Origin of the sequence: Streptomyces thermolilacinus SPC6 (genome assembly GCF_000478605.2) — a bacterium.
Classification (GTDB): domain Bacteria; phylum Actinomycetota; class Actinomycetes; order Streptomycetales; family Streptomycetaceae; genus Streptomyces; species Streptomyces thermolilacinus.
In genome coordinates this window covers 714648-735452 of the sequence record NZ_ASHX02000001.1, presented here as the reverse complement: position 1 = coordinate 735452, position 20805 = coordinate 714648, and the positions used below count along the sequence as shown (strand labels likewise).

The following is a 20805-nucleotide window of genomic DNA, read 5'->3' as shown; positions in this document are numbered from 1 at the left end:
CCGGAAGAAGATGACTGGATGTGATCTTCTTCGCGGCCTTTACCCCCCAAAACCGACAATCAGCCCTGGAATCGGTACTCCTCGAGCAGGCGACGCCCGATGATCATTTTCTGGATCTCGGCGGTGCCTTCACCGATGAGCAACATCGGGGCCTCCCTGTAGAGGCGCTCGATCTCGTACTCCTTGGAGAACCCGTAGCCCCCGTGGATGCGGAAGGCGTCCTCCACGACCTCCTTGCAGTACTCGGAGGCCAGATACTTGGCCATGCCTGCTTCGAGGTCGTTTCGTTCCCCAGAGTCCTTTTTGCGAGCTGCGTTGACCATCATGGCATGAGCGGCCTCGACCTTGGTAGCCATTTCGGCCAGCTTGAACTGAATGGCCTGGTGCTGGGCGATCGGCTTGCCGAACGTCTGCCGCTGCTGTGCGTACTGGACACCCAGTTCGAAGGCACGCTGAGCGACGCCGCAGCCACGGGCCGCGACGTTCACCCGGCCGACCTCGACGCCGTCCATCATCTGGTAGAAGCCGCGGCCGGTGGTGCCGCCGAGCACGCGATTGGCCGGAATGCGCAGGCCGTCCATGATCAGCTCGGTGGTGTCCACCCCCTTGTAGCCCATCTTGTCGATCTTGCCGGGGATGGTGAGGCCCGGCCGGACCTCGCCGAAGCCCGGCTCCTTCTCCACCAGGAAGGTCGTCATCGACTTGTGCGGGGCCGTGCCCTCGGGGTGTCCTTCGTCACTCCGGACCAGAACGGCCACCAGCGTGGACGTACCGCCGTTCGTCAGCCACATCTTCTGGCCGTTCAGGACGTACTCGTCGCCGTCCTTCACCGCCTTCGACGTGATCGCCGACACATCCGAGCCGAGGGCCGGCTCGGACATCGAGAACGCGCCGCGCACCTCGCCCGCCGCCATCCGCGGCAGGAACGTGTCCTTCTGCTCCCGCGTGCCGTGCTGCTTGAGCATGTACGCGACGATGAAGTGGGTGTTGATGATGCCCGAGACGGACATCCAGCCACGGGCGATCTCCTCCACGCACAGCGCGTACGTCAGGAGCGACTCGCCCAGACCGCCGTACTCCTCCGGGATCATCAGCCCGAAGACACCCAGCTCCTTGAGCCCGTCCACGATGTCCTGGGGGTACTCGTCGCGGTGCTCCAGCTCCGTCGCGACCGGGATGATCTCCTTGTCGACGAAGTCCCGGACCGTGGACAGGATCTCCTGCTGGACGTCGGTCAGACCGTGGGTCTGCGCGAGTCGGGCCATGACTACTTCTCCTGCGCCTTCGGTTCCGGATGAGGGGTGCCGCCCCGCGGGGGCGTCGCTTGAGGGGGGTGGGAGACGGGCGGGCGGCCGGGCTGCTCGCCGCCGCGCTCCTTGATGTACGTCGCCGTGGGGACCATCACCTTGCGGCGGAAGACGCACACGAGCGTGCCGTCCTGCTTGTACCCCTTGGTCTCGACGTGGACGATCCCGCGGTCGTCCTTCGACTTCGACGGCCACTTGTCCAGGACCGTCGTCTCGCCGTAGACCGTGTCGCCGTGGAAGGTCGGCGCCACGTGCTTCAGCGACTCGATCTCCAGGTTGGCGATGGCCTTGCCGGAGACGTCCGGCACGGACATGCCCAGCAGCAGCGAGTAGATGTAGTTCCCGACGACGACGTTCTTGCCGAAGTCCGTCGTCTTCTCCGCATAGTTGCTGTCCATGTGGAGCGGGTGGTGGTTCATCGTGAGGAGGCAGAAGAGGTGGTCGTCGTACTCGGTGACCGTCTTCCCGGGCCAGTGCTTGTACACCGCCCCGACCTCGAACTCCTCGTAGGTGCGTCCGAACTGCATCTCTTACGCCTCCGGGGCCTCGAACGTGCTGGTGCGACGCATGCCCGCGGCCCGGCCCTTGCCGGCGATGACCAGGGCCATCTTGCGGCTGGCCTCGTCGATCATCTCGTCGCCGAGCATCGCGGAGCCCTTCTTGCCGCCGGCCTCGGACGTGTAGTACTCGTACGCGTCCAGGATCAGCTCGGCGTGGTCGTAGTCCTCCTGCGACGGGGAGAACACCTCGTTGGCCGCCTCGACCTGGCCGGGGTGCAGCACCCACTTGCCGTCGAAGCCCAGCGCGGCGGCGCGTCCGGCGACCGCGCGGAAACCGTCCACGTTCTTGATCTGGAGGTACGGGCCGTCGATCGCCTGGAGGTCGTTGGCGCGGGCCGCCATCAGGATCTTCATCAGGATGTAGTGGTAGGCGTCCGCCGGGTAGCCGGGCGGCTGCTCGCCCACGACCAGCGACTTCATGTTGATCGACGCCATGAAGTCGGCCGGGCCGAAGATGATCGTCTCGATGCGGGGCGACGCCTGGGCGATCTCGTTGACGTTGTTCAGGCCCCGGGCGTTCTCGATCTGCGCCTCGATGCCGATGCGGCCGACCTCGAATCCCATCGTCTTCTCGATCTGGGTCAGCAGCAGGTCCAGGGCGACGATCTGAGAGGCGTCCTGCACCTTCGGCAGCATGATGCAGTCCAGGTTCGGGCCCGCGCCCTCGACGACCGTGACGACGTCCCGGTACGTCCAGTGGGTCGTCCAGTCGTTGACCCGGACCACGCGGGTCTTGCCCGTCCAGTCGCCCTCGTTGAGGAACTTCACGATCGTGTGCCGCGCGTCGGGCTTGGCGAGCGGCGCGCAGGCGTCCTCCAGGTCCAGGAACACCTGGTCCGCCGGGAGGCCCTGGGCCTTCTCCAGGAAGCGCGGGTTCGAGCCCGGCACCGCCAGGCAGGAGCGGCGGGGACGGAGCCGGTTCACGGTACCGGCGGGCGTGGTCTCGGTCATGCGGGGACCTCCGTGCTTTCGAGAGGGTCGAGCTTGTTGGCATTGCGGATCTCGTCGACGATACGGCCGATGATCTCCGTGATCCCGAAGTCCTTCGGGGTGAAGACGGCGGCCACACCCGCACGCCTCAGTTCGGCGGCGTCCGCGTTCGGGATGATCCCTCCCACGACGACCGGGATGTCGGTGGCGCCGCCCTCCCGCAGCCGGTCCAGCACGTCCGGCACCAGCTCGGCGTGCGACCCGGACAGGATGGAAAGACCCACGCAGTGCACGTCCTCCGCGAGCGCGGCGTCCACGATCTGCTCCGGGGTGAGCCGGATGCCCTGGTAGACCACCTCGAACCCGGCGTCCCTGGCCCGTACGGCGATCTGCTCGGCACCGTTGGAGTGGCCGTCCAGGCCGGGCTTGCCGACCAGCAGCCGCAGCCGTCCCACGCCCAGCTCGGCGGCCGTCCGGGCGGCCTTCTCCCGGACGGCCGCGAGCGGGGTGCCCTCTTCGGCCGCCACCGCCACGGGGGCGGACGAGACGCCGGTCGGCGCGCGGAACTCGCCGAACACGTCGCGCAGCGCCCATGCCCACTCCCCGGTCGTGACCCCCGCACGGGCGCACTCCAGGGTGGCGGCGAAGAGGTTCCCGTCCCCGGCGGCCGTCGCCTTGAGGGCGGCGAGGGCGTCCTGGGCGCGGGCCTCGTCGCGGTTGTCGCGCCACTCGTGCAGCGCGGCGACGACCCGTGCCTCGTTCGCCGGGTCCACGGTCTGGATCGCCGTGTCCAGATCCGCGGTCAGCGGGTTCGGCTCGGTGGACCGGAAGCAGTTCACGCCGACGATCTTCTCCTCGCCGGCCTCGATGCGGGCCCGCCGCTCGGCGTGCGAGGCGACGAGCTGCGACTTGAGGTAGCCCGACTCGACGGCCGCCATCGCGCCGCCCATCTCCTCGATCCGGGCGATCTCGGCGAGGCACTCCTCGACCAGGGCGCTCACCTTCGCCTCGATCACGTGCGAGCCCTCGAAGATGTCGTCGTACTCCAGCAGGTCGCTCTCGTGCGCCAGGACCTGCTGGATGCGCAGCGACCACTGCTGGTCCCAGGGCCGGGGCAGGCCCAGCGCCTCGTTCCAGGCGGGCAGCTGCACGGCGCGGGCGCGGGCGTCCTTCGACAGCGTCACGGCGAGCATCTCCAGCACGATGCGCTGGACGTTGTTCTCCGGCTGCGCCTCGGTCAGTCCCAGCGAGTTGACCTGCACGCCGTAGCGGAAACGGCGCTGCTTGGGGTTCTCGATGCCGTACCGCTCGCGGGTGATCCTGTCCCAGATGCGGCCGAAGGCACGCATCTTGCACATCTCCTCGACGAAGCGGACGCCCGCGTTCACGAAGAACGAGATGCGGGCGACCACATCGCCCCTGCGCTCCTCGGGGACCTGCCCGGAGGCGAACACCGCGTCGAGGACCGCGATGGCCGTGGACATGGCGTAGGAGATCTCCTGCACCGGTGTGGCGCCCGCCTCCTGCAGGTGGTAGCTGCAGATGTTGATCGGGTTCCACTTGGGGATGTGGTTGACCGTGTAGGTGATCATGTCGGTGGTCAGCCGCAGCGACGGACCGGGCGGGAAGACGTGCGTCCCGCGCGACAGGTACTCCTTCACGATGTCGTTCTGCGTCGTCCCCTGGAGCCTGGAGATGTCCGCGCCCTGCTCCTCGGCCACCACCTGGTAGAGCGCCAGCAGCCACATGGCGGTGGCGTTGATGGTCATGGACGTGTTCATCTGCTCCAGGGGGATGTCCTGGAACAGCCGCCGCATGTCACCGAGGTGGGAGACCGGCACGCCGACCCGGCCGACCTCGCCGCGGGCGAGGACGTGGTCCGGGTCGTAGCCCGTCTGCGTGGGCAGGTCGAACGCGACCGAGAGACCGGTCTGCCCCTTGGCGAGGTTGCGCCGGTACAGCTCGTTGGACGCCTCGGCGGTCGAGTGACCGGCGTACGTCCGCATGAGCCAGGGCCGGTCCCTTTCCTTTCGCGCCTGCGGCTCCGGGCGCTGGGGGCCCTCCGGCGCGGGCGCGGTCTGACGCTCTGTCACGGGACGACCTCAGATGTTCCGGAAGCGGTTGATGGCGTCGATGTGCTTGGCGCGCATCTCCGGGTCGCGGACACCGAGGCCCTCCTCGGGGGCGAGGCACAGCACGCCGACCTTGCCCTGGTGGAGGTTGCGGTGGACGTCGTACGCGGCCTGGCCGGTGTCCTCGAGGGCGTACACCTTCGACAGCGTCGGGTGGATCTTGCCCTTGGCGATCAGGCGGTTGGCCTCCCACGCCTCGCGGTAGTTCGCGAAGTGGGAGCCGATGATCCGCTTCAGCGACATCCACAGGTAGCGGTTGTCGTACTCGTGCATGTAGCCCGAGGTGGAGGCGCAGGTGGTGATGGTGCCGCCCTTGCGGGTGACGTACACGGACGCGCCGAAGGTCTCGCGGCCCGGGTGCTCGAAGACGATGTCGATGTCCTCGCCGCCGGTGAGCTCGCGGATGCGCTTGCCGAAGCGCTTCCACTCCTTCGGGTCCTGGGTCTGCTCGTCCTTCCAGAACTTGTAGCCCTCGGCGTTGCGGTCGATGATCGCCTCGGCTCCCATGGAGCGGCAGATCTCCGCCTTCTGCGGCGAGGAGACGACGCAGATCGGGTTGGCGCCGCCGGCCAGCGCGAACTGGGTGGCGTACGAGCCGAGGCCGCCGCTGGCGCCCCAGATGAGGACGTTGTCGCCCTGCTTCATCCCGGCGCCGTTGCGGGAGACGAGCTGGCGGTACGCGGTGGAGTTGACCAGGCCGGGGGCCGCCGCCTCCTCCCACGACAGGTGGTCCGGCTTCGGCATGAGCTGGTTCGACTTGACGAGCGCGATCTCGGCGAGGCCGCCGAAGTTGGTCTCGAAGCCCCAGATGCGCTGCTCCGGGTCGAGCATCGTGTCGTTGTGGCCGTCGGAGGACTCCAGCTCGACGGAGAGGCAGTGCGCGACGACCTCGTCGCCGGGCCGCCAGGCGTTGACGCCGGGGCCGGTGCGCAGGACGACGCCCGCCAGGTCGGAGCCGATGATGTGGTACGGCAGGTCGTGGCGCTTCGTCAGCTCGGAGAGCTTGCCGTACCGCTCCAGGAAGGCGAACGTGGACAGCGGCTCGAAGATCGAGGTCCACACCGAGTTGTAGTTGACGGAGCTGGCCATCACGGCGACGAGCGCCTCGCCGGGGCCCAGCTCGGGCAGCGGCACCTGGTCCAGGTGGAGCGACTTGCGCGGGTCCTTCTCGCGGGTGCTGAGCCCGGCGAACATCTCGGTCTCGTCCTTGTGGACGGTGACCGCGCGGTAGGACTCGGGCAGCTTGATGTTGGCGAAGTCCTCGGACGTGGAGTCCGGCGACTGGATCGCGTCCAGGATTTCCTTCACGGTGGTGCCTCCGGCGATGCATGCGTCTTCTGGGGGACGCTGAGGGGTACGTCGAGGTGTGCTGCTGGGAGGTGTGCCGTCGGTTCGGCCGGTGGTGCTTGGCGGCGCGGGGTGGTGCGCGGAAGTGCCTGTGACGCAGGCGTCCGGGCGCGCGGCCCCGGGAAGGGCCGCGGGGACAGCCGGCGTACGAGAGTCCTCTGCACGCCGGCCGCCCGGACAACATCAACGTATGGCACGGCGTGCCAGGTGACAAGACACTGCGTGCCAGAAATTTGTCTCAGCTGTGGAAGTCGCCGCTCGGATGAGCGATGATCGATCAGTCGCCCCGGGTGGGGAACCGGCGTGCGAAGCCACGCCACATGGCAGCCCACACCTCACGGTGGAAGTGCCAGAAGGCGACGATCGGCGCGAGCATCGGCAACTGCGGCACCAAAGCCCACGCGGCGTCGGCGTCCGACCCCGGCTGGAGGAAGCCCAGACCCGCGCCGGTCATGCTCCAGACGCTCGCCAGCGCCACCGAGAGGTAGTCCCTCCCCGTGGCCGGCGTCCGGTAGGCCGCCGCCAGCCCCAGCGCGCTGAGCGTGAGATACCCCGCCCAGACCGCCGGGTGCCCGAAGGGCGGGGCCCCGGGCAGCAGACCGAGGAACGGAGCCGCCACGGCGAACAGCAGAGCCACCGCGAGCCGCACCCAGGCGGAGGCGGGCAGGGTGCGGTCCGGCGGGGGAGGCGGCGGTGGAAACCTCTCGTCGTCCGGACTCTCCAGCGCCGCCATGACCAGGTCCGCGACCTGATCACGGCGTGCCCGCCGCTCCTCGTCGCGCTTCCTCGCCGACGACGCGACGGCGCGCGCGGCAGCCCTGTGCCCCCTGTCGGCCAGGCGCCGTACCGCGTCCCTCCGCGACTCCGTCTCGGCCCGCTCCACCTCCATGTCCGCGAGCGGAGCGTCCATGCGGTGCGGCAGCATCCTCAACAGGGGAGCGGAGAGCGGAGCCAGCTCCAGGGCCCGGTCGGCCCATGACCGGGCTTCCACGAGATCACCCCGCGCGACGGCCGCGCCTGCGAGGGTGGCGTGCACCGAGACGAGCACGCCGTGGTCGCCGGTGCGGCGGGCCTGGGCGAACGCGGTCTCGGCGTGTTCCGCCGCGCGCCGCGCGTCACCCTCGCGGAGCGCCGTCTCGGCCAGCTCACGGTGGGCCAGCGCGGTCACCGAGGGGTAGTCACCGGTCTCGGCCAGGAGCAGCGCCTGGCCGAGGGCCGACGTGGCCTGCGGGTTCCGGCCCAGAGCGAGGTATGCCGAGCCGAGGGCGCAAAGCGAGGCCGCGCGCTCCCGGTCGCGCCGCTCCCGCCGCCAGATACGCTCCGCCCTGGACAAGTGCGTCACCGCCTCCGCGTGCCGCCCCTGTATGCGGGCCTGGGTCCCCGACAGGTCGTGGAGGCGCCCCTGCGTCACGCGCAAGGGGAGATGGGCTCCGCCGTGCCGGCCGGGCGCAGATGCCCGAGGAGCGTGGCCAGGTCCCGCTCACGGCCGACCACCGTGTGCGGGCGGGGCGGCAGGCTCCGCAGGGCCGCCACGGGGGGCCGCGCCGCGCCCTGGTTGATGGTCACCTGGCCGATGCTCCCGGCCTGCACGACGGTCTCCGCCGATGTGTCCGCGACCGAATTGCGCACCCCGTCACGGCAGTTGGCGTCGTATGCCCCGTTCGCCCCGCCCGCGTCGTCCATGCTCCCGTGGATAACACGAGGGGGCGGCCGGCGTCAGCCGGTCCGCCCCCTCGCCGATCGGAGCCCGCGGGTGGTCGGTGTCCGCGGGTGGCCGCTGCCCGCGGGTGGTCAGTGACGCTGTCGCGTCGTGCGGCGGCGTACGGAGACGAACAGCAGGGCACCCAGGGCCGCCAGGGCGGCCGCCGCGCCCGCGAGGGCCAGGGTGCCGGTCGAGCCGGTCGACGCGAGGGCGCCCGAGCCGCCGCCCGTGCCCGTGCCGTGCACCGGGGTGCTCGGGGCGGTGGTGGAACCGGACGGGGTGGGCGTGGCCGTGTCACCGGGTGCCGGGCTTCCGGTGGTGCCGGGGGAGGGGCTCGTCGTGGCCGTTCCGGTCGCGGTGACCGACAGGAAGGCGACCTTCGCCCGCTGGCCCGGGTCGTACGGGCTGAGCGACGGCTCGAACACGACGCCCTCGGCGCCGTCCAGTTCGCGCTGCGGCTTCAGGGTGAAGGAGAACAGCCGCTGCTCGCCGGGCGCCAGGTCCGCCGGGTCGGCGCAGCGGTAGACCGCGCCGGTCGGCACCGGGGCGGCGTCCCCGGGGCGGTCGCCGAACGTGGGCGGCGGCGCGTCGTTCCACCGGTCGGACCACGGCTCGGGGCGGCAGCGCGCGTCGGGCCGTACGACCTCCACGCCGCGCGGCACCTCGACCAGGGCGACCGGCGCGGTGAGCGGCGCGCCCCCCTTGTTGGCGACGCCGACGCGGGCGGTGACCGCCCGGCCGACCGTCGTCCGGACGCGCGTGCCGACCGCGGCGCCGTCGGCGGCGGGGCCGCTGCGCACGCCGATGACGGGCGGCTGGTTCACCGTGTAGTGGTCGGCAGGCACCGGTACGCGCGGCGGCGTCGGCGTGGTGGCGGGCACCAGCGCCAGCGGGGCGGAGCGGCCCCGTACGCCCGTCCGCGTCGCCGGGCGGGTGGAGGCGGAGAACCGCAGGCGGCCGTACTCGGCGAGGCCCACCATGGCGACGGCGAGGCCGGGCGCCGGGCGGTACGTCGTGCCCGGCCGCAGGCCCCCGGTGAACTCGCAGGTCATGCCGGTCCGCGCGGACTTCGGGTCCTTAGGGTCCTTCGTCCGGTACCAGCAGTTGTCGTGGTCGCCGGGGAGGGCGACCGTCGCGTCGCCGTCGAAGCCCTCCACGTCGAGCGTCACGCGGTCCAGGGTGCGGGCGCCGGTGTTGGTCAGCTCGAACGGCACGGCGGCGCGGCCGCCCGGCGGCACGTCCAGCATGTTCGGGTCGGGGAAGCCACCGAGGACGACGCCGTCCCGGTCGCCGATGACCACCGCCATGTCGGTGGGGGTCTCCTCCCGCATGCGGGCGTTGTCGGCGCTGACGGTCGCCGTCACCACGCCCCGGTCCCCGGCCGCCGTGCCCAGGCGGGGGCGGATGTGGAAGGGGACGTGGGTCTCCGGGTCGCCGCTGCCGTCGGGCATGGCCACCGGGCAGGTCGCGAGCGTGCCCGTGACCCGGCACTCGGGGCGGAAGCGGAACTCTGCGACCCGCGCGGCGCCGCCGGTGTCGATGGTGATCTCCGCGCCGGTGACCGGCGCGCCGCCGGGCAGCCGGCCCGAGACGGTGAACTGGTAGGTGAGGAAGTGCGCCTCCGTGAGCGCCCCGGCCGGGCGGGGCAGCGTGTCGGGGCTGCGGAGGGTGCCGACGTCGATCACGGCGGGCAGCGGCGGCGTGTCCGCCAGGGCGGACGGGGCGCCGGCGCCCGCCGCGCCCGTCAGGAGCACGGCCAGCGCCGTGCCGCCTCCGAGGGCGGCACGGCGCAGGGGTCCGGGCGGGGAAGGTGTCATGGCGGCAGCGGGTCCTTTCGCGGAGGTGACGTCGCGCGGGGGCGGAAAGCCCTCGACTCCGTCGGCCCCCCGCGTCCCGCTGATTTGGACACCCGTCGCGCCCGCAGGGTTGTACGGCCGTCAGGGCGTGTCGTGGCCGAGGGCCCGGGTGATGGTGCGCATGACCTGGTCGAGCGGCGCGTCCGTACGGGCCACCGCGACCAGCACGTCGCCCTCCGCCGACGCGGTCACCGCCGGGCCCTCCCCGCCGGTCCGGGGCGCGGTGGACCGGCCCGCGCCGATGCCGGTGCCGAACGTGCGCCGTACGATCGCGAACGCGTGGTCGAGCTGGGCCTCCACGTCGCCCTGGCCGCCGGCCCGCAGCCAGCGGCGCAGCACATGGTTGTGCGCGGTGACGACCGCGGACGCGGCCACCTCCGCCAGCAGCGGGTCGTCGTTGCCGTCGTGGTGGTCGCGCTCGTCGAAGTGGCCCAGCAGGTAGCGGGTGAACAGCCGCTCGTAGCGGGCCACCGAGGCGATCTCGCGCTCCCGCAGGGTGGGTACCTCACGGGTGAGCCGGTAGCGCGCGACGGACACCGCGGGGGACGCGGCGTACATCTTCATGACTTCCTTGATGCCCCGGCACACCGTGTCGAGCGGGTGCTCGTGCGCGGGAGCCGCGTTGAGCACCGCCTCCGCCCGGACCAGCGTGTCGTCGTGGTCCGGGAAGATCGCCTCCTCCTTGGAGCGGAAGTGGCGGAAGAACGTCCGCCGCGCCACACCCGCCTGGGCGGCGATCTCGTCGACCGTCGTCGCCTCGTACCCCTTGGTCGCGAACAGCTCCATCGCGGCGGCCGCCAGTTCGCGGCGCATCTTCAGCCGCTGGGCGGCGGCGCGGCCGCCCGCGGGGCTGTCCGGGCTGTCGGGCGCGGTGCTGGCACGGGGTGTCTTCGCGGGCTGGGACATGCCCCGAACGTACTCCATCGCCGCGGGGGACCGCGCCCGAGGGGGAGAGCCGCCCGAGGACCCGAGCAGCCCGCCCCACTCGTCGTACGTCCCGTGTGGCCCCGGGCCGTACGTCCCCCCGGGCTCAGCGCCGCGCATACTCGCGGAAGCCGCGCCCCGTCTTGCGGCCCAGGCAGCCCGCCGCGACCAGGTGCTCCAGCAGCGGGGCCGGGGCCAGACCGGGCTCGCGGAACTCGTCGTGCAGGACCCGCTGGATGGCGAGGGACACGTCCAGGCCGACCACGTCGAGCAGTTCGAACGGGCCCATCGGGTAGCCGCCGCCCAGCTTCATCGCGGCGTCGATGTCGTCGAGCGTCGCGTAGTGGTCCTGGACCATCTTCACGGCGTTGTTCAGGTACGGGAAGAGCAGCGCGTTCACGATGAACCCGGCGCGGTCGCCGCAGTCCACCGGGTGCTTGCGGATCTTCGCCGTGACCGCGCGGACGGTGGCGTGGACGTCGTCGGCGGTCAGGACCGTGCGCACGACCTCCACCAGCTTCATCGCCGGGGCCGGGTTGAAGAAGTGCATGCCGATCACGTCCTGCGGGCGCGAGGTGGCGCGGGCGCAGGCGACGACGGGCAGTGACGAGGTGGTGGTGGCCAGGACGGCGCCCGGCTTGCACACCTTGTCGAGCGTGGCGAACAGCTGCCGCTTGACCTCCAGGTCCTCCGCGACCGCCTCGACGGCCAGGTCCACGTCAGCGAACGCGTCGAGCGACCCGGCCGGGGAGATCCTTGCGAGCGTCTCGTCGCGCGCCTCGGCCGTCAGCCTGCCCTTGTCCACCGAGCGGGCCAGGGACTTGGCGATACGAGCCTTCGCCGTCTCGGCCTTCTCCAGGGAGCGGGCGGCGAGGACCACGTCGTACCCGGCCTTCGCGAAGACCTCCGCGATGCCGGACGCCATCGTGCCGGACCCGGCGACACCGACCGAGCGGACCTCGCGCGGCGCCGCCCCGCCCGTGCCCTCCGGCGCCGGGGTGAGGGTGTCCGGGACGACCTCGGCGCTGTCCGGCGCCTCGTACGTGTAGAAGCCGCGCCCCGCTTTGCGGCCCGTCAGCCCGGCCTCGGCCAGCTGCTTCAGGATCGGCGCGGGCGCGTGGAGCCGGTCGCGGGACTCGGCGTACATGGCCTCCAGGACGGTACGGGCCGTGTCGACGCCGATCAGGTCGAGCAGCGCCAGCGGGCCCATCGGCAGACCGCAGCCGAGCCGCATCGCCGCGTCGATGTCCTCGCGGGACGCGTACCGCGACTCGTACATGGCGGCGGCCTGGTTCAGGTAGCCGAACAGCAGGCCGTCCGCGACGAAGCCGGGCCGGTCGCCGACCTCGACGGGCTCCTTGCCCAGCGCGTGCGCCAGCTCCGTGACGGCGGCGACGGCCTGCGGGGCGGTCAGCACCGAAGACACGACCTCGACCAGCTTCATCGCCGGGGCAGGGTTGAAGAAGTGCAGGCCCAGGACCCGCTCGGGGCGGGAGGAGTCGGCGGCGAGCCGGGTGACGGACAGCGCGTTCGTACCGGTCGCGATGATCGCGTCGGGCCGGACGATGCCGTCCAGCGCCCGCACCACCTGCTGCTTCGCCTCGTACGACTCGGGCACGACCTCGATGACGAGGTCGGCGTCGGCGGCGGCCTGGAGGTCGGAGAACGTGCGGAACCGGGCGAGGATGTCGCGCCGCTCCTCCTCGGTGATCCGCTCGCGGGACACGGACCGGGCGGTGGAGGCGGCGAGCGAGGCGACCGCGCGGCGGGCCGCGGCCTCGCTGACGTCGATGCCGACGACCTCGCGGCCGGCGCGGGCGAGGACCTCGGCGATGCCGGCGCCCATGGTGCCGAGGCCGACGACGGCGATGGTGGAGAGAGGGGTGTCCATCACGGGACTCCAGGGATGAGTGACGACTGGTGAGGGTGCGCGCGCGGCAGCCCGGCGCACACGCGCACGCGAAGGGCGTGGCGGAGGGGGGCGTACCGCGCGCGGGCCGCTCCGAACGGGCGTCGATGGCCGAACGGATGTGGGTGGCCGGTCAAATGCCGATGGCCGGACGGGCGTGTCACGGCGCCGCGCGAAAGGAAGCCGACGGACTCTGTCCCGGAGTCACATCGTGAAAGGTGCTGAACCGACGAGCACTCGGGCGGCTGCGTCACCAGGCCGCCCAAGGGGTAGCGGGGGGTTGGCCCCGCTCACCTGAGATTAACCGGTGGGTAATGAGCGCGCCAGCCCCCGGAACGGGCAGGTGATGTGATCTGGATCGCGGACCCGGAGTGTCGCTACCCTGACGGCCATGGACCCCGAGTTCGGCTCGCTCACCGACCGGCTGGAGCAGGAGGCCGGGGACGATCCCGTGTACGGGCGGCTTCTCGCGACCGGCGACCACGACGAGCTGGCGGCCGTCCTGACCGCGCCCGGCATGCCGCTGTGGGCGCGGGAGCTGGCCGCGTTCCGGCTGGGCGCGGCCGGGGACCGGCGCGCGTTCGAGGCGCTGGTGCTGCTCCTCAACCACCGCGATCCGGAGCGCTGCGTGTCCGCCGCGCACGTGCTGACCGTGCTGGGCGACCCCCGTACGCCGCGTGCCGCCGCCGCGCTCGCCACCAACGAACTGCGCGTCGCCTACGCCCTGGTACCGGTACGGCTCCTGGCGGCGCTCCGCGCGCCCGAATCCGTACCGGCCCTCGTCACCGCGCTGCGCCGCCGCCTCGCCCCGGAGGACCCGTACTGGCGGGTGGGCGTGGCCTGCGCGGAGGGGCTCGGCGCCCTCGCGGACCCGCGCGCCCGCCACGTCCTGGAGGCCGCCCGCCCGCACCCGCGCATCGGCCCGGCCGCGGCGGCCGCCCTCGCCCGGCTGCCCGGCGGGGTCACAGGGAGCGGACGTACCGCACCTCCGTGACGGTCGTGCCGCCCACCTCCCACGGCTCGCGCGCCCCGTCCGGCACGAACCCGGCCCGCGCGTAGAAGCGGCGGGCCCGCGCGTTGCCCTCCAGCACCCACAGCGACAGCTCCGTGAAGCCGAGGCCCGCCGCCCGTGCCACCACGTCGTCCGTCAACGCCCGCCCCACGCCCGCGCCCACCACGTCGGGCCGCACGTACAGCGCGTACAACTCGGCGTCGCCGGGGCCGGCGCCGGGCGCGCGGTCGGGCCCGAAGGCGGCCCATCCGGCCACCTCGCCCCCGCGTTCGGCCACCAGGTGCGCGACCCGCTCCCCGGCGCGCGCCAGGTGCTCCCGGCGCAGCTCCGCGTCCGCCTCGACGCTCATCGCGTCCAGGTACGCGTCGGGCAGCAGCCCCCGGTAGGCGGACCGCCAGCCCGACACACGCACCCCGGCGACCGCCGCGCAGTCGGCCTCCACCATCCCCCGGACCAGGACCGTCACGGCTGCCGCCGTTCGGGGACGACCGCGAACGCCTCGATCTCCAGGAGCAGTTCGGGGCGGAACAGGGCGCTCACCTGGACGGCGCTGCTGGCCGGGGGGCGGGCCGTGTCGATCACTTCGTCGCGGGCCGCGCGGACCGCCGGGAGGTGCGCCACGTCCGTCACGTAGTACGTCAGCTTCACCACGTCGTCGAACGTGGCGCCCGCCGCCGCGAGGCAGCGGCCCAGGTTGGCGAAGACCTGCCGGGCCTGGGCGGCCGGGTCGCCCTCGCCCACCAGCCGGCCGTCCGCGTCGAAGGCGCACTGCCCGGACACGGCCACGAACCGGCCCGTGCCCCCCACGACATGGCTGTAGCCGGAACCGGGCGCGACGCCTTCGGGGGCGGCGACATGTGCCAGATGAGTCGTCATGCCGGCCATCCTGCGCGACGCACCCGCCCGGCCGCGCCCGGTTTTCCGCCGCGTCAGGCGTCAGGCGCCGGGGGCGCGGGCCGCCAGGGCGCCGTGGACCGCCGGGGGTGCCTTCTCGGCCGGTGCCGCGGGCTTCGGGTCCGGGCGGGCCGGGCAGACCACGTCCGGGCCGTCGCCGCCGTCGCCGCGCGGCACCTCGCCCGTGTCCAGGTACCGGACGAGCACGCGGTCCGCACAGGTGTTGCCGCGCAGGGTCACCGCGTGGTTGCCGCCGCCCCGCTCCACCACCAGCCGGGAGCCGCCGAGCAGCCGGTGCGTGGCGACCGCGCCCTCGTACGGGGTCGCGGCGTCCTGTGTCGCCTGGAACAGCAGCACCGGCGGCGCCGCGTCGTTCGCCACGTCCGGCGGCGTCAGCGACGGCACCGGCCAGAACGCGCACGGCGCGTTGTACCAGGTGTTGTTCCAGGTGGAGAACGGCGCCTTCCTGTGCGCCGCCCACATGTCGCGGTGCCAGACGTCCCATGACCTGGGCCACCGCGCGTCCCGGCACTGCACGGCCGTGTACACGGCGTACGCGTTGGCGGTGGACTCGTCCGGCGCGGCGAGCGCCTCGTACGCCTCGACCAGCGGGCCCTCGTCGCCGTCCTTCGCGTACGCCGAGAACGCGGCGGCCAGCAGCGGCCAGTAGCCGTTGTGGTAGGCGCCCGGCAGGAAGGTGTCCTCCGCCTCCGCCGCGCCCACCTTGCCGCCCGCCGGGTCCGCCCGCAGCGCCGCGCGCATCGCGTACCAGCGGGCCTCGACCCGCGCCGGATCCTTCCCCAGCCCGTACGCCGCGTCATGGCGGGCCACCCACGCGAGGAACGCCTTGTGCCGCGCGTCGAACGCGTGGTCCTGCGCCAGGTTCGCGCCGTACCAGACACCGCCCGGGTGGACCACCGAGTCGAGGACCGCGCGCCGCACCCGCTGCGGGTACAGCTTGGCGTACACCGCGCCCAGGTACGTCCCGTACGAGTAGCCGAAGTAGTTGATCCGGGGCACGCCGAGGGCGCGGCGGATCGCGTCCATGTCGTGGGCGGCGTTCACCGTGCCGATGTGCGGCAGCAGCGTGCCGTGCTCGTCGCCGCACGCCCGGGCGAACGCCGCCGCCCGCTCGGCGTTCCGCCGCTCCTCGCGCAGGTCGCGGGGGACCGAGTCGGGGCGTACGGGCGTGAAGTGGCCGGGCCGGCAGGTCAGCGCGGGCTTGCTGGCGCCGACGCCGCGCGGGTCGAAGCCGATCACGTCGTACCGCGCGGCGACCTTCGCGGGCAGGGAGGCGGCGACGAATCCGGCCAGGTCGCGCCCGCTCGCGCCGGGCCCGCCCGGGTTGACCAGCAGCGGGCCGTCGAAGGTGCGGGCGGTGTGCCGGACGCGGGAGAGGGCGAGGGTGATCCGCTCCCCGTCCGGGTCGGCGTGGTCCAGCGGCACCCGCAGCGAGGCGCACTCCAGCTTCGGGTACCGCTCGGTGCCGCACGCCGTCCAGGACAGCGGCGGTGTGCGGGGCTCCGGCACGGACGGTTCGGCGGCCGACGGGGCCACGCCGACCGCACCCGCGATCAGCGCGCCCGCCGCGATGAGGGTTCCTGCGCGTTTCTGCATCCGGCCAGTGTCCGGGCGCCGCCGTGCCGATCCGGGGCGAACGGCCGCGATCCACCCGTACGTGACCCGATCGGGGGCGGGGGAGCGCCGGAACGGGGCCCCGGGGCCCGGAACGCCGGGAGCGCCCGCACCCGGAGCGCCCGGCCGTGCCCCGCCGGCGGCTCAGAGCAGGGTGAGCTGCGTGGGCTCCGCCGTGTCCGGCCGCGCGGGCTCCTCCTCGCGCGGGGGCGGGGTGATGCGGCGGGACGCGCCCCGCCCGGCGGGCCCGATGCCGAACTCGGCGGCGAACTCGTGGACCTGGCGGGTGATCCGCCGCTGGTACCAGGTCGGCGCGTACGCCCCGGAGGCGTACATCGCCTCGTACCGCCGCACCAGCTCCGGGTGGTGCTCGCGCAGCCACGCCATGAACCACTCGCGGGCGCCGGGCCGCAGGTGCAGCACCAGCGGCGTGACCGAGGTCGCGCCGGACTCGGCGATGGCCCGGACGGTGGCGCGCAGCTGCTCGGGCCGGTCGCCGAGGAACGGGATGACCGGCGCCATGAGCACCCCGCAGCCGATGCCCACCTCGCTGAGGGTCCGTACGACGTCGAGGCGCCGCTCGGGCGCGGGCGTGCCCGGCTCGACCGTCCGCCACAGCTCGTGGTCGGTGAAGCCGACGGAGACGGAGACGCCCACGTCGGTGACCTCCGCCGACTGCCGCAGCAGGTCCAGGTCGCGCAGGATCAGCGTGCCCTTGGTGAGGATCGAGAAGGGGTTGGCCCGGTCGCGCAGCGCCTCGATGATGCCGGGCATCAGCCGGTAGCGGCCCTCCGCGCGCTGGTAGCAGTCGACGTTGGTGCCCATCGCGACGTGCGCGCCCTGCCAGCGGGGCGAGGCGAGCTGGCGGCGCAGCAGCTCGGGGGCGTTGACCTTCACCACGATCTGCGTGTCGAAGCCGATGCCCGTGTCCAGGTCGAGGTAGCCGTGCGTCTTGCGGGCGAAGCAGTACACGCAGGCGTGGGTGCACCCCCGGTACGGGTTCACCGTCCATTCGAACGGCATGCGTGAGGCGCCGGGCACGCGGTTGAGGATCGACCGGGCGCGGACCTCGTGGAAGGTGATCCCCCGGAACTCCGGCGTGTCGAACGTCCGGGTCGTCACCGCGTCCGTCCCGAACAGCGCCGCCTCGCCGGTCGTGGCGCCGTCCGCCGTGCCGTCCGGGCGGTCCCCCAGGTTGTCCCAGCGCATGGCGGCCTCCTCGGTCGTACGTGTCGTGCTCCGCCACAATAGAACAAACGTTCCCATGATCGCCGCACCCGGATTTGGGCGCGCCCCTCCGAGGTGGTTGGCTGGACCCCCCTGATGACCCCCTGACCGATGTACGAAAACGCTGGAGGACGAGGCAATGGCGCAGGTCGAGGCCACTACGGAACGAGTCGTCGCGGCGGACGCGGAGACGGTGTTCGACACGCTCGCCGACTACGCGAACACGCGAGCGAAGCTCCTCCCCGAGCAGTTCAGCGAGTACGAGGTGCGCGAGGGCGGCGACGGCGAGGGCACCCTCGTCCACTGGCGGCTCCAGGCCACGAGCAAGCGCGTCCGCGACTGCCTGCTCGACGTCACCGAGCCCACCGACGGGCAGCTCGTCGAGAGCGACCGCAACTCGTCCATGGTCACCACGTGGACCGTCACCCCCGCCGGCGAGGGCCGCTCCCGCGTCGTCGTCAGCACCGTCTGGAACGGCGCCGGCGGCATCGGCGGCTTCTTCGAGCGCACCTTCGCCCCCAAGGGCCTCGGCCGCATCTACGACGCGATCCTCGCCAACCTCGCCGCCGAGACCGAGAAGAAGTAACCCACACGGGTAGTCCGGCCCCTCACCGGATCGGGTGGACTTTCCCCGCCGCCCCCGGCGTGCGCGGCACGCGCGGGGGCGCACCCCGGCCGACCGCGCCGACCCCCGCACACCCTGCGCCGACGGCCCCTCCGCCCATCCGCCGGACAGGAGGGCGACGGCCCCCTTACCGCGTCTCCCGCCCCCGATGCCCCACTTGATCACGGTCCGCCCGCGCGGCACACCATGGCGCCTGGTGAACGCGAGCCGCGAGACGAGGGGAGCAGGTTCCGTGGGTGGGATCACGCTGACGCAGGACGAACGCACCGGGCACACCCCGCCCGGCGACACCGCACCACCGGCACCCGGAGCCGTCCCGGACCACCCCGGCCCCAAACCCCGGCGGGGCCGCACGGCGACCGCCCTGGCCGGACTGGTCCTCGCGGTCCTCGCCGCCGCGTTCCAGCAGCTCTCGGTCGCCGCCGTCCTCCCGGACCTCGCCGCCGACCTGCCCGGCGGCCCCGGCCGGGCCCCGTGGGCCGTCACGGCGTACCTCCTCACGGCCGCCGCGTCCCTCCCGCTCCACGGCAAGCTCGGCGACCTCTACGGCCGCAAGGGAACGCTCCTCTCCGCCCTGGCCCTGTTCACCGCCGCGACCGCCCTCGCCGGCTGGGCCCGCACCCCGGACGAACTGGTCGCCCTGCGCGCCGTCCAGGGCCTCGGCGCCGGTGGCGTGCTGGCCGGAGCCCCCGCCGCCACCGCCTGCCTCGCCCCGGCCCGCCGCCGCGCCCGTCAGCTCGCCCTCACCGGCGCCGCGTTCGCCTCGGCCACCCTCGCCGGACCGCTGCTCGGCACGTACGCCTCCGCCGCCGCCTCCTGGCGCTGGACGTTCCACCTCACCGCGCCTGCCGCCCTCGCCGCGCTGCTCCTCGTCGCCGCCGCCCTCACCCCGGCGGCCCCCGGCGCGGCACGCGGCAGGGGCTCCGCCGACGCCCACCGCCGCGCCCGCCCCGGACTGCTCGGCGCGCTGCTGCTGACCACCGCGGCCACCTGCCTGGTCCTGCTGCTCACCTGGGCCGGAGGCCAGTACGCCTGGACCTCCCGGATCGTCGTCGGCCTCGCCTGCGCCACCGCCGGGAGCCTCCTGCTGTACCTGGTCACCACCCGCCGCGCACCCGAACCGGTCCTCCCGCCCCGGCTGCTGCGCGACCCGGTCCTCCCCGTCGCCGGGCTCGTCGGCGCCGTCGTCGGCGCCTGCCTCACCGGGGTCGCCTTCTGCCTCCCGGCGCTCCTCCAGCGCGGCGGTCCGCACGGGCCGCCGGACACCGCCCTGCTGACGCTGCCCCTCCTCGGCGCACTCGCCGCCGCCGCGCTCGTGTCCGGACACCTGGTCCACCGCACCGGCCACTACGCCGCCCAGGCCGTCATCGGCGTCGCCGTCGCCTGCGTCGGCATGTGGCTGCTCTCCCGCCTCGACGCGGACACCCCGCGCGTGGACCACAGCGTCTGGCAGGTGCTCGTCGGCGCGGGCCTCGGACTGCTCCTGCCCGTACTCGTCCTCGCCGTGCAGAACGCCGCGCCGCCCGCCGACCTGGGCGCCGCGACCGGCGCGCACGCCCTCGGCGGCCAGCTCGGCGTCTGCGCCGGCGCCACCGTACTCGGCACCCTCGTCGCCGGGCCCGGCACCCTCCCCGCCGCGCTGCGCGAGGGGTACGTCGAGGCGTACGCCTCCGCCGCGCCGCGCGTCCTGCTCCACCTCGCCGCCCTGCTGGCGGCCGCCCTGCTCGTCGTGCTGTTCCTGAGGGAGCGGCCGCTGCCCGCCGACCCGCGGGCCGCCGTCCCCCTCCCCGCCGCCCGCGTCCCCGAGCCGGTTCCCGCCGCGCCCGCGCCCCAACTGACCGGGCCCGCGCCCGAACCGGCCGGGCCGCCCGCGTCGGTACTGCCCCCGCCGCGCGACGACGCGTACGAACCCGCCCCGCCCGGCGCGCCCCTGTGCGGCACGGTCCGCCACCACGACGGCACCCCCGTCCCCGGCGCCGCCCTCACGCTGCTGGACGCCCACGGCCGCCAGACGGGCCGCGGCGCGAGCGGCGCCGGGGGCCGGTACGCGCTGAGCACCCCGGCCCCCGGCGCGTACGTCCTCCTCGCCTCCGCCACCGGCCACCAGCCCCGCGCCGTCACCCTCACCGCGGGCGCCCACCCGGACGGACCCGTCGAACGGGACATCGTCCTCGGCGGCGCCGGACGCCTCCACGGCACCGTCACCACCCCCGACGGCGTCCCCGCCGAGGACGCGGCCGTCACCCTCACCGACGCGCGCGGCGAGGTCGTCGCCACCGCGCGCACCGGCCCCGACGGCGGCTACGCCCTCACCGACCTCCTCGCGGGCGACTACACGCTCACCGCCGCCGTGCCCGGACTCGGCCCCACCGCCCTCCCCGTCGGCGTGCACCCGGACCGCGGCACACGACAGGACGTCGAGATCGCGGGCGGCGCCTTCCTGCGCGGCACCGTGCGGGCTCCCGGCGGCCGCCCCGTCGACGAGGCCCGCGTGACGCTGCTCGACGCGGCCGGGAACACCGTCGGCACCCTCACCACGGGCCCGGACGGCACATTCCGCTTCGCCGACCTGGCGTCCGGCTCCTACACGGTGATCGCCTCCGGCTACCCGCCGGTCGCCGCGCCGGTGCAGGTCGCGGGGGGTGCGCGCACCTCGCGGGACATCAGTCTGGGCCACGGCGACTGACGTGCGGCCGGTTCCGGAAACCGGCCGGAACGATTCGGGCGACACCCGGCGCACGACCG

At 73.6% G+C, this 20805-nt stretch carries 17 protein-coding genes; 3 read left to right on the top strand and 14 right to left on the bottom strand.

Annotated elements, in window-relative coordinates:
* Positions 1 to 59 precede the first annotated feature (59 nt).
* From J116_RS03270 to J116_RS03225, 10 genes are all read right to left on the bottom strand, one after another.
* Positions 60 to 1265 (bottom strand): acyl-CoA dehydrogenase family protein, encoded by a 1206-nt coding sequence (locus J116_RS03270; RefSeq protein ID WP_023590784.1) that lies wholly within the window; start codon positions 1263 to 1265, stop codon positions 60 to 62.
* Positions 1266 to 1267: 2 nt separating this feature from the next.
* A complete protein-coding gene (locus J116_RS03265; RefSeq protein ID WP_023590785.1) occupies positions 1268 to 1834 on the bottom strand; it encodes a MaoC family dehydratase in 567 nt (188 codons plus the stop codon).
* A 3-nt stretch (positions 1835 to 1837) separates the two neighbouring features.
* Complete coding sequence (locus J116_RS03260; RefSeq protein WP_023590786.1) at positions 1838 to 2818, bottom strand: HpcH/HpaI aldolase/citrate lyase family protein; 981 nt, start codon at positions 2816 to 2818, stop codon at positions 1838 to 1840.
* On the bottom strand, positions 2815 to 4890 hold the full coding sequence (locus J116_RS03255; RefSeq protein ID WP_079147642.1) for a protein meaA: 2076 nt from the start codon (positions 4888 to 4890) through the stop codon (positions 2815 to 2817). Before J116_RS03255 ends, J116_RS03260 begins: the two co-directional genes overlap by 4 nt.
* A gap of 9 nt (positions 4891 to 4899) precedes the next feature.
* A complete protein-coding gene (ccrA, locus tag J116_RS03250; protein ID WP_023590788.1) occupies positions 4900 to 6237 on the bottom strand; it encodes a crotonyl-CoA carboxylase/reductase in 1338 nt (445 codons plus the stop codon).
* Positions 6238 to 6553: 316 nt separating this feature from the next.
* The gene (locus J116_RS03245) at positions 6554 to 7687 is read right to left on the bottom strand and encodes a tetratricopeptide repeat protein (protein WP_023590789.1); all 1134 of its coding nucleotides are present in this window, start codon (positions 7685 to 7687) and stop codon (positions 6554 to 6556) included.
* On the bottom strand, positions 7684 to 7959 hold the full coding sequence (locus tag J116_RS03240) for a hypothetical protein (RefSeq protein ID WP_023590790.1): 276 nt from the start codon (positions 7957 to 7959) through the stop codon (positions 7684 to 7686). The genes J116_RS03245 and J116_RS03240 overlap by 4 nt, the downstream gene beginning before the upstream one ends.
* A gap of 108 nt (positions 7960 to 8067) precedes the next feature.
* Positions 8068 to 9795 carry a hypothetical protein gene (locus J116_RS03235; RefSeq protein ID WP_023590791.1) on the bottom strand — a complete coding sequence of 576 codons (1728 nt, stop codon included), beginning with the start codon at positions 9793 to 9795 and terminating at the stop codon, positions 8068 to 8070.
* Positions 9796 to 9915: 120 nt separating this feature from the next.
* On the bottom strand, positions 9916 to 10740 hold the full coding sequence (locus J116_RS03230) for a TetR family transcriptional regulator (RefSeq protein WP_023590792.1): 825 nt from the start codon (positions 10738 to 10740) through the stop codon (positions 9916 to 9918).
* A 124-nt stretch (positions 10741 to 10864) separates the two neighbouring features.
* Positions 10865 to 12649 carry a 3-hydroxyacyl-CoA dehydrogenase family protein gene (locus J116_RS03225; RefSeq protein WP_023590793.1) on the bottom strand — a complete coding sequence of 595 codons (1785 nt, stop codon included), beginning with the start codon at positions 12647 to 12649 and terminating at the stop codon, positions 10865 to 10867.
* A gap of 409 nt (positions 12650 to 13058) precedes the next feature.
* Here J116_RS03225 and J116_RS03220 point away from each other — a divergent pair, with 409 nt between their 5' ends.
* On the top strand, positions 13059 to 13661 hold the full coding sequence (locus J116_RS03220; protein WP_023590794.1) for an adenylosuccinate lyase: 603 nt from the start codon (positions 13059 to 13061) through the stop codon (positions 13659 to 13661).
* On the opposite strand, the gene J116_RS03215 is transcribed toward J116_RS03220, so the two are convergent.
* The 4 genes from J116_RS03215 to J116_RS03200 all read right to left on the bottom strand — a co-directional run bounded on the left by J116_RS03215 (position 13630) and on the right by J116_RS03200 (position 17417).
* On the bottom strand, positions 13630 to 14145 hold the full coding sequence (locus J116_RS03215) for a GNAT family N-acetyltransferase (RefSeq protein WP_023590795.1): 516 nt from the start codon (positions 14143 to 14145) through the stop codon (positions 13630 to 13632). The two genes, J116_RS03220 and J116_RS03215, sit on opposite strands and share 32 nt — an antisense overlap.
* Entirely contained in the window at positions 14142 to 14555 is a 414-nt protein-coding gene (locus J116_RS03210; RefSeq protein ID WP_023590796.1) for a RidA family protein, read from the bottom strand. The genes J116_RS03215 and J116_RS03210 overlap by 4 nt, the downstream gene beginning before the upstream one ends.
* Positions 14556 to 14615: 60 nt before the next feature.
* Positions 14616 to 16190: an alpha/beta hydrolase gene (locus J116_RS03205; RefSeq protein WP_023590797.1), complete on the bottom strand. Its 1575-nt coding sequence runs from the start codon at positions 16188 to 16190 to the stop codon at positions 14616 to 14618.
* 162 nt (positions 16191 to 16352) lie between these two features.
* Positions 16353 to 17417, bottom strand: coding sequence for an Rv2578c family radical SAM protein (locus J116_RS03200; protein ID WP_023590798.1), 1065 nt, complete (start codon positions 17415 to 17417; stop codon positions 16353 to 16355).
* Positions 17418 to 17574: 157 nt separating this feature from the next.
* Here J116_RS03200 and J116_RS03195 point away from each other — a divergent pair, with 157 nt between their 5' ends.
* Both J116_RS03195 and J116_RS03190 read left to right on the top strand, forming a co-directional pair.
* The gene (locus tag J116_RS03195) at positions 17575 to 18021 is read left to right on the top strand and encodes an SRPBCC family protein (RefSeq protein WP_023590799.1); all 447 of its coding nucleotides are present in this window, start codon (positions 17575 to 17577) and stop codon (positions 18019 to 18021) included.
* A gap of 271 nt (positions 18022 to 18292) precedes the next feature.
* On the top strand, positions 18293 to 20746 hold the full coding sequence (locus tag J116_RS03190) for an MFS transporter (protein ID WP_023590800.1): 2454 nt from the start codon (positions 18293 to 18295) through the stop codon (positions 20744 to 20746).
* Positions 20747 to 20805: the final 59 nt, after the last annotated feature.

Excerpts from the sequence above, each read along its gene's own strand:
- J116_RS03270 (WP_023590784.1), bottom strand. The coding sequence starts at position 1,265 with ATGGCCCGACTCGCGCAGACCCACGGTCTGACCGACGTCCAGCAGGAG.
- J116_RS03265 (WP_023590785.1), bottom strand. The coding sequence starts at position 1,834 with ATGCAGTTCGGACGCACCTACGAGGAGTTCGAGGTCGGGGCGGTGTAC.
- J116_RS03260 (WP_023590786.1), bottom strand. The coding sequence starts at position 2,818 with ATGACCGAGACCACGCCCGCCGGTACCGTGAACCGGCTCCGTCCCCGC.
- J116_RS03240 (WP_023590790.1), bottom strand. The coding sequence starts at position 7,959 with ATGGACGACGCGGGCGGGGCGAACGGGGCATACGACGCCAACTGCCGT.
- J116_RS03235 (WP_023590791.1), bottom strand. The coding sequence starts at position 9,795 with ATGACACCTTCCCCGCCCGGACCCCTGCGCCGTGCCGCCCTCGGAGGC.
- J116_RS03230 (WP_023590792.1), bottom strand. The coding sequence starts at position 10,740 with ATGTCCCAGCCCGCGAAGACACCCCGTGCCAGCACCGCGCCCGACAGC.
- J116_RS03225 (WP_023590793.1), bottom strand. The coding sequence starts at position 12,649 with ATGGACACCCCTCTCTCCACCATCGCCGTCGTCGGCCTCGGCACCATG.
- J116_RS03220 (WP_023590794.1), top strand. The coding sequence starts at position 13,059 with ATGGACCCCGAGTTCGGCTCGCTCACCGACCGGCTGGAGCAGGAGGCC.
- J116_RS03210 (WP_023590796.1), bottom strand. The coding sequence starts at position 14,555 with ATGACGACTCATCTGGCACATGTCGCCGCCCCCGAAGGCGTCGCGCCC.
- J116_RS03205 (WP_023590797.1), bottom strand. The coding sequence starts at position 16,190 with ATGCAGAAACGCGCAGGAACCCTCATCGCGGCGGGCGCGCTGATCGCG.
- J116_RS03200 (WP_023590798.1), bottom strand. The coding sequence starts at position 17,417 with ATGCGCTGGGACAACCTGGGGGACCGCCCGGACGGCACGGCGGACGGC.
- J116_RS03195 (WP_023590799.1), top strand. The coding sequence starts at position 17,575 with ATGGCGCAGGTCGAGGCCACTACGGAACGAGTCGTCGCGGCGGACGCG.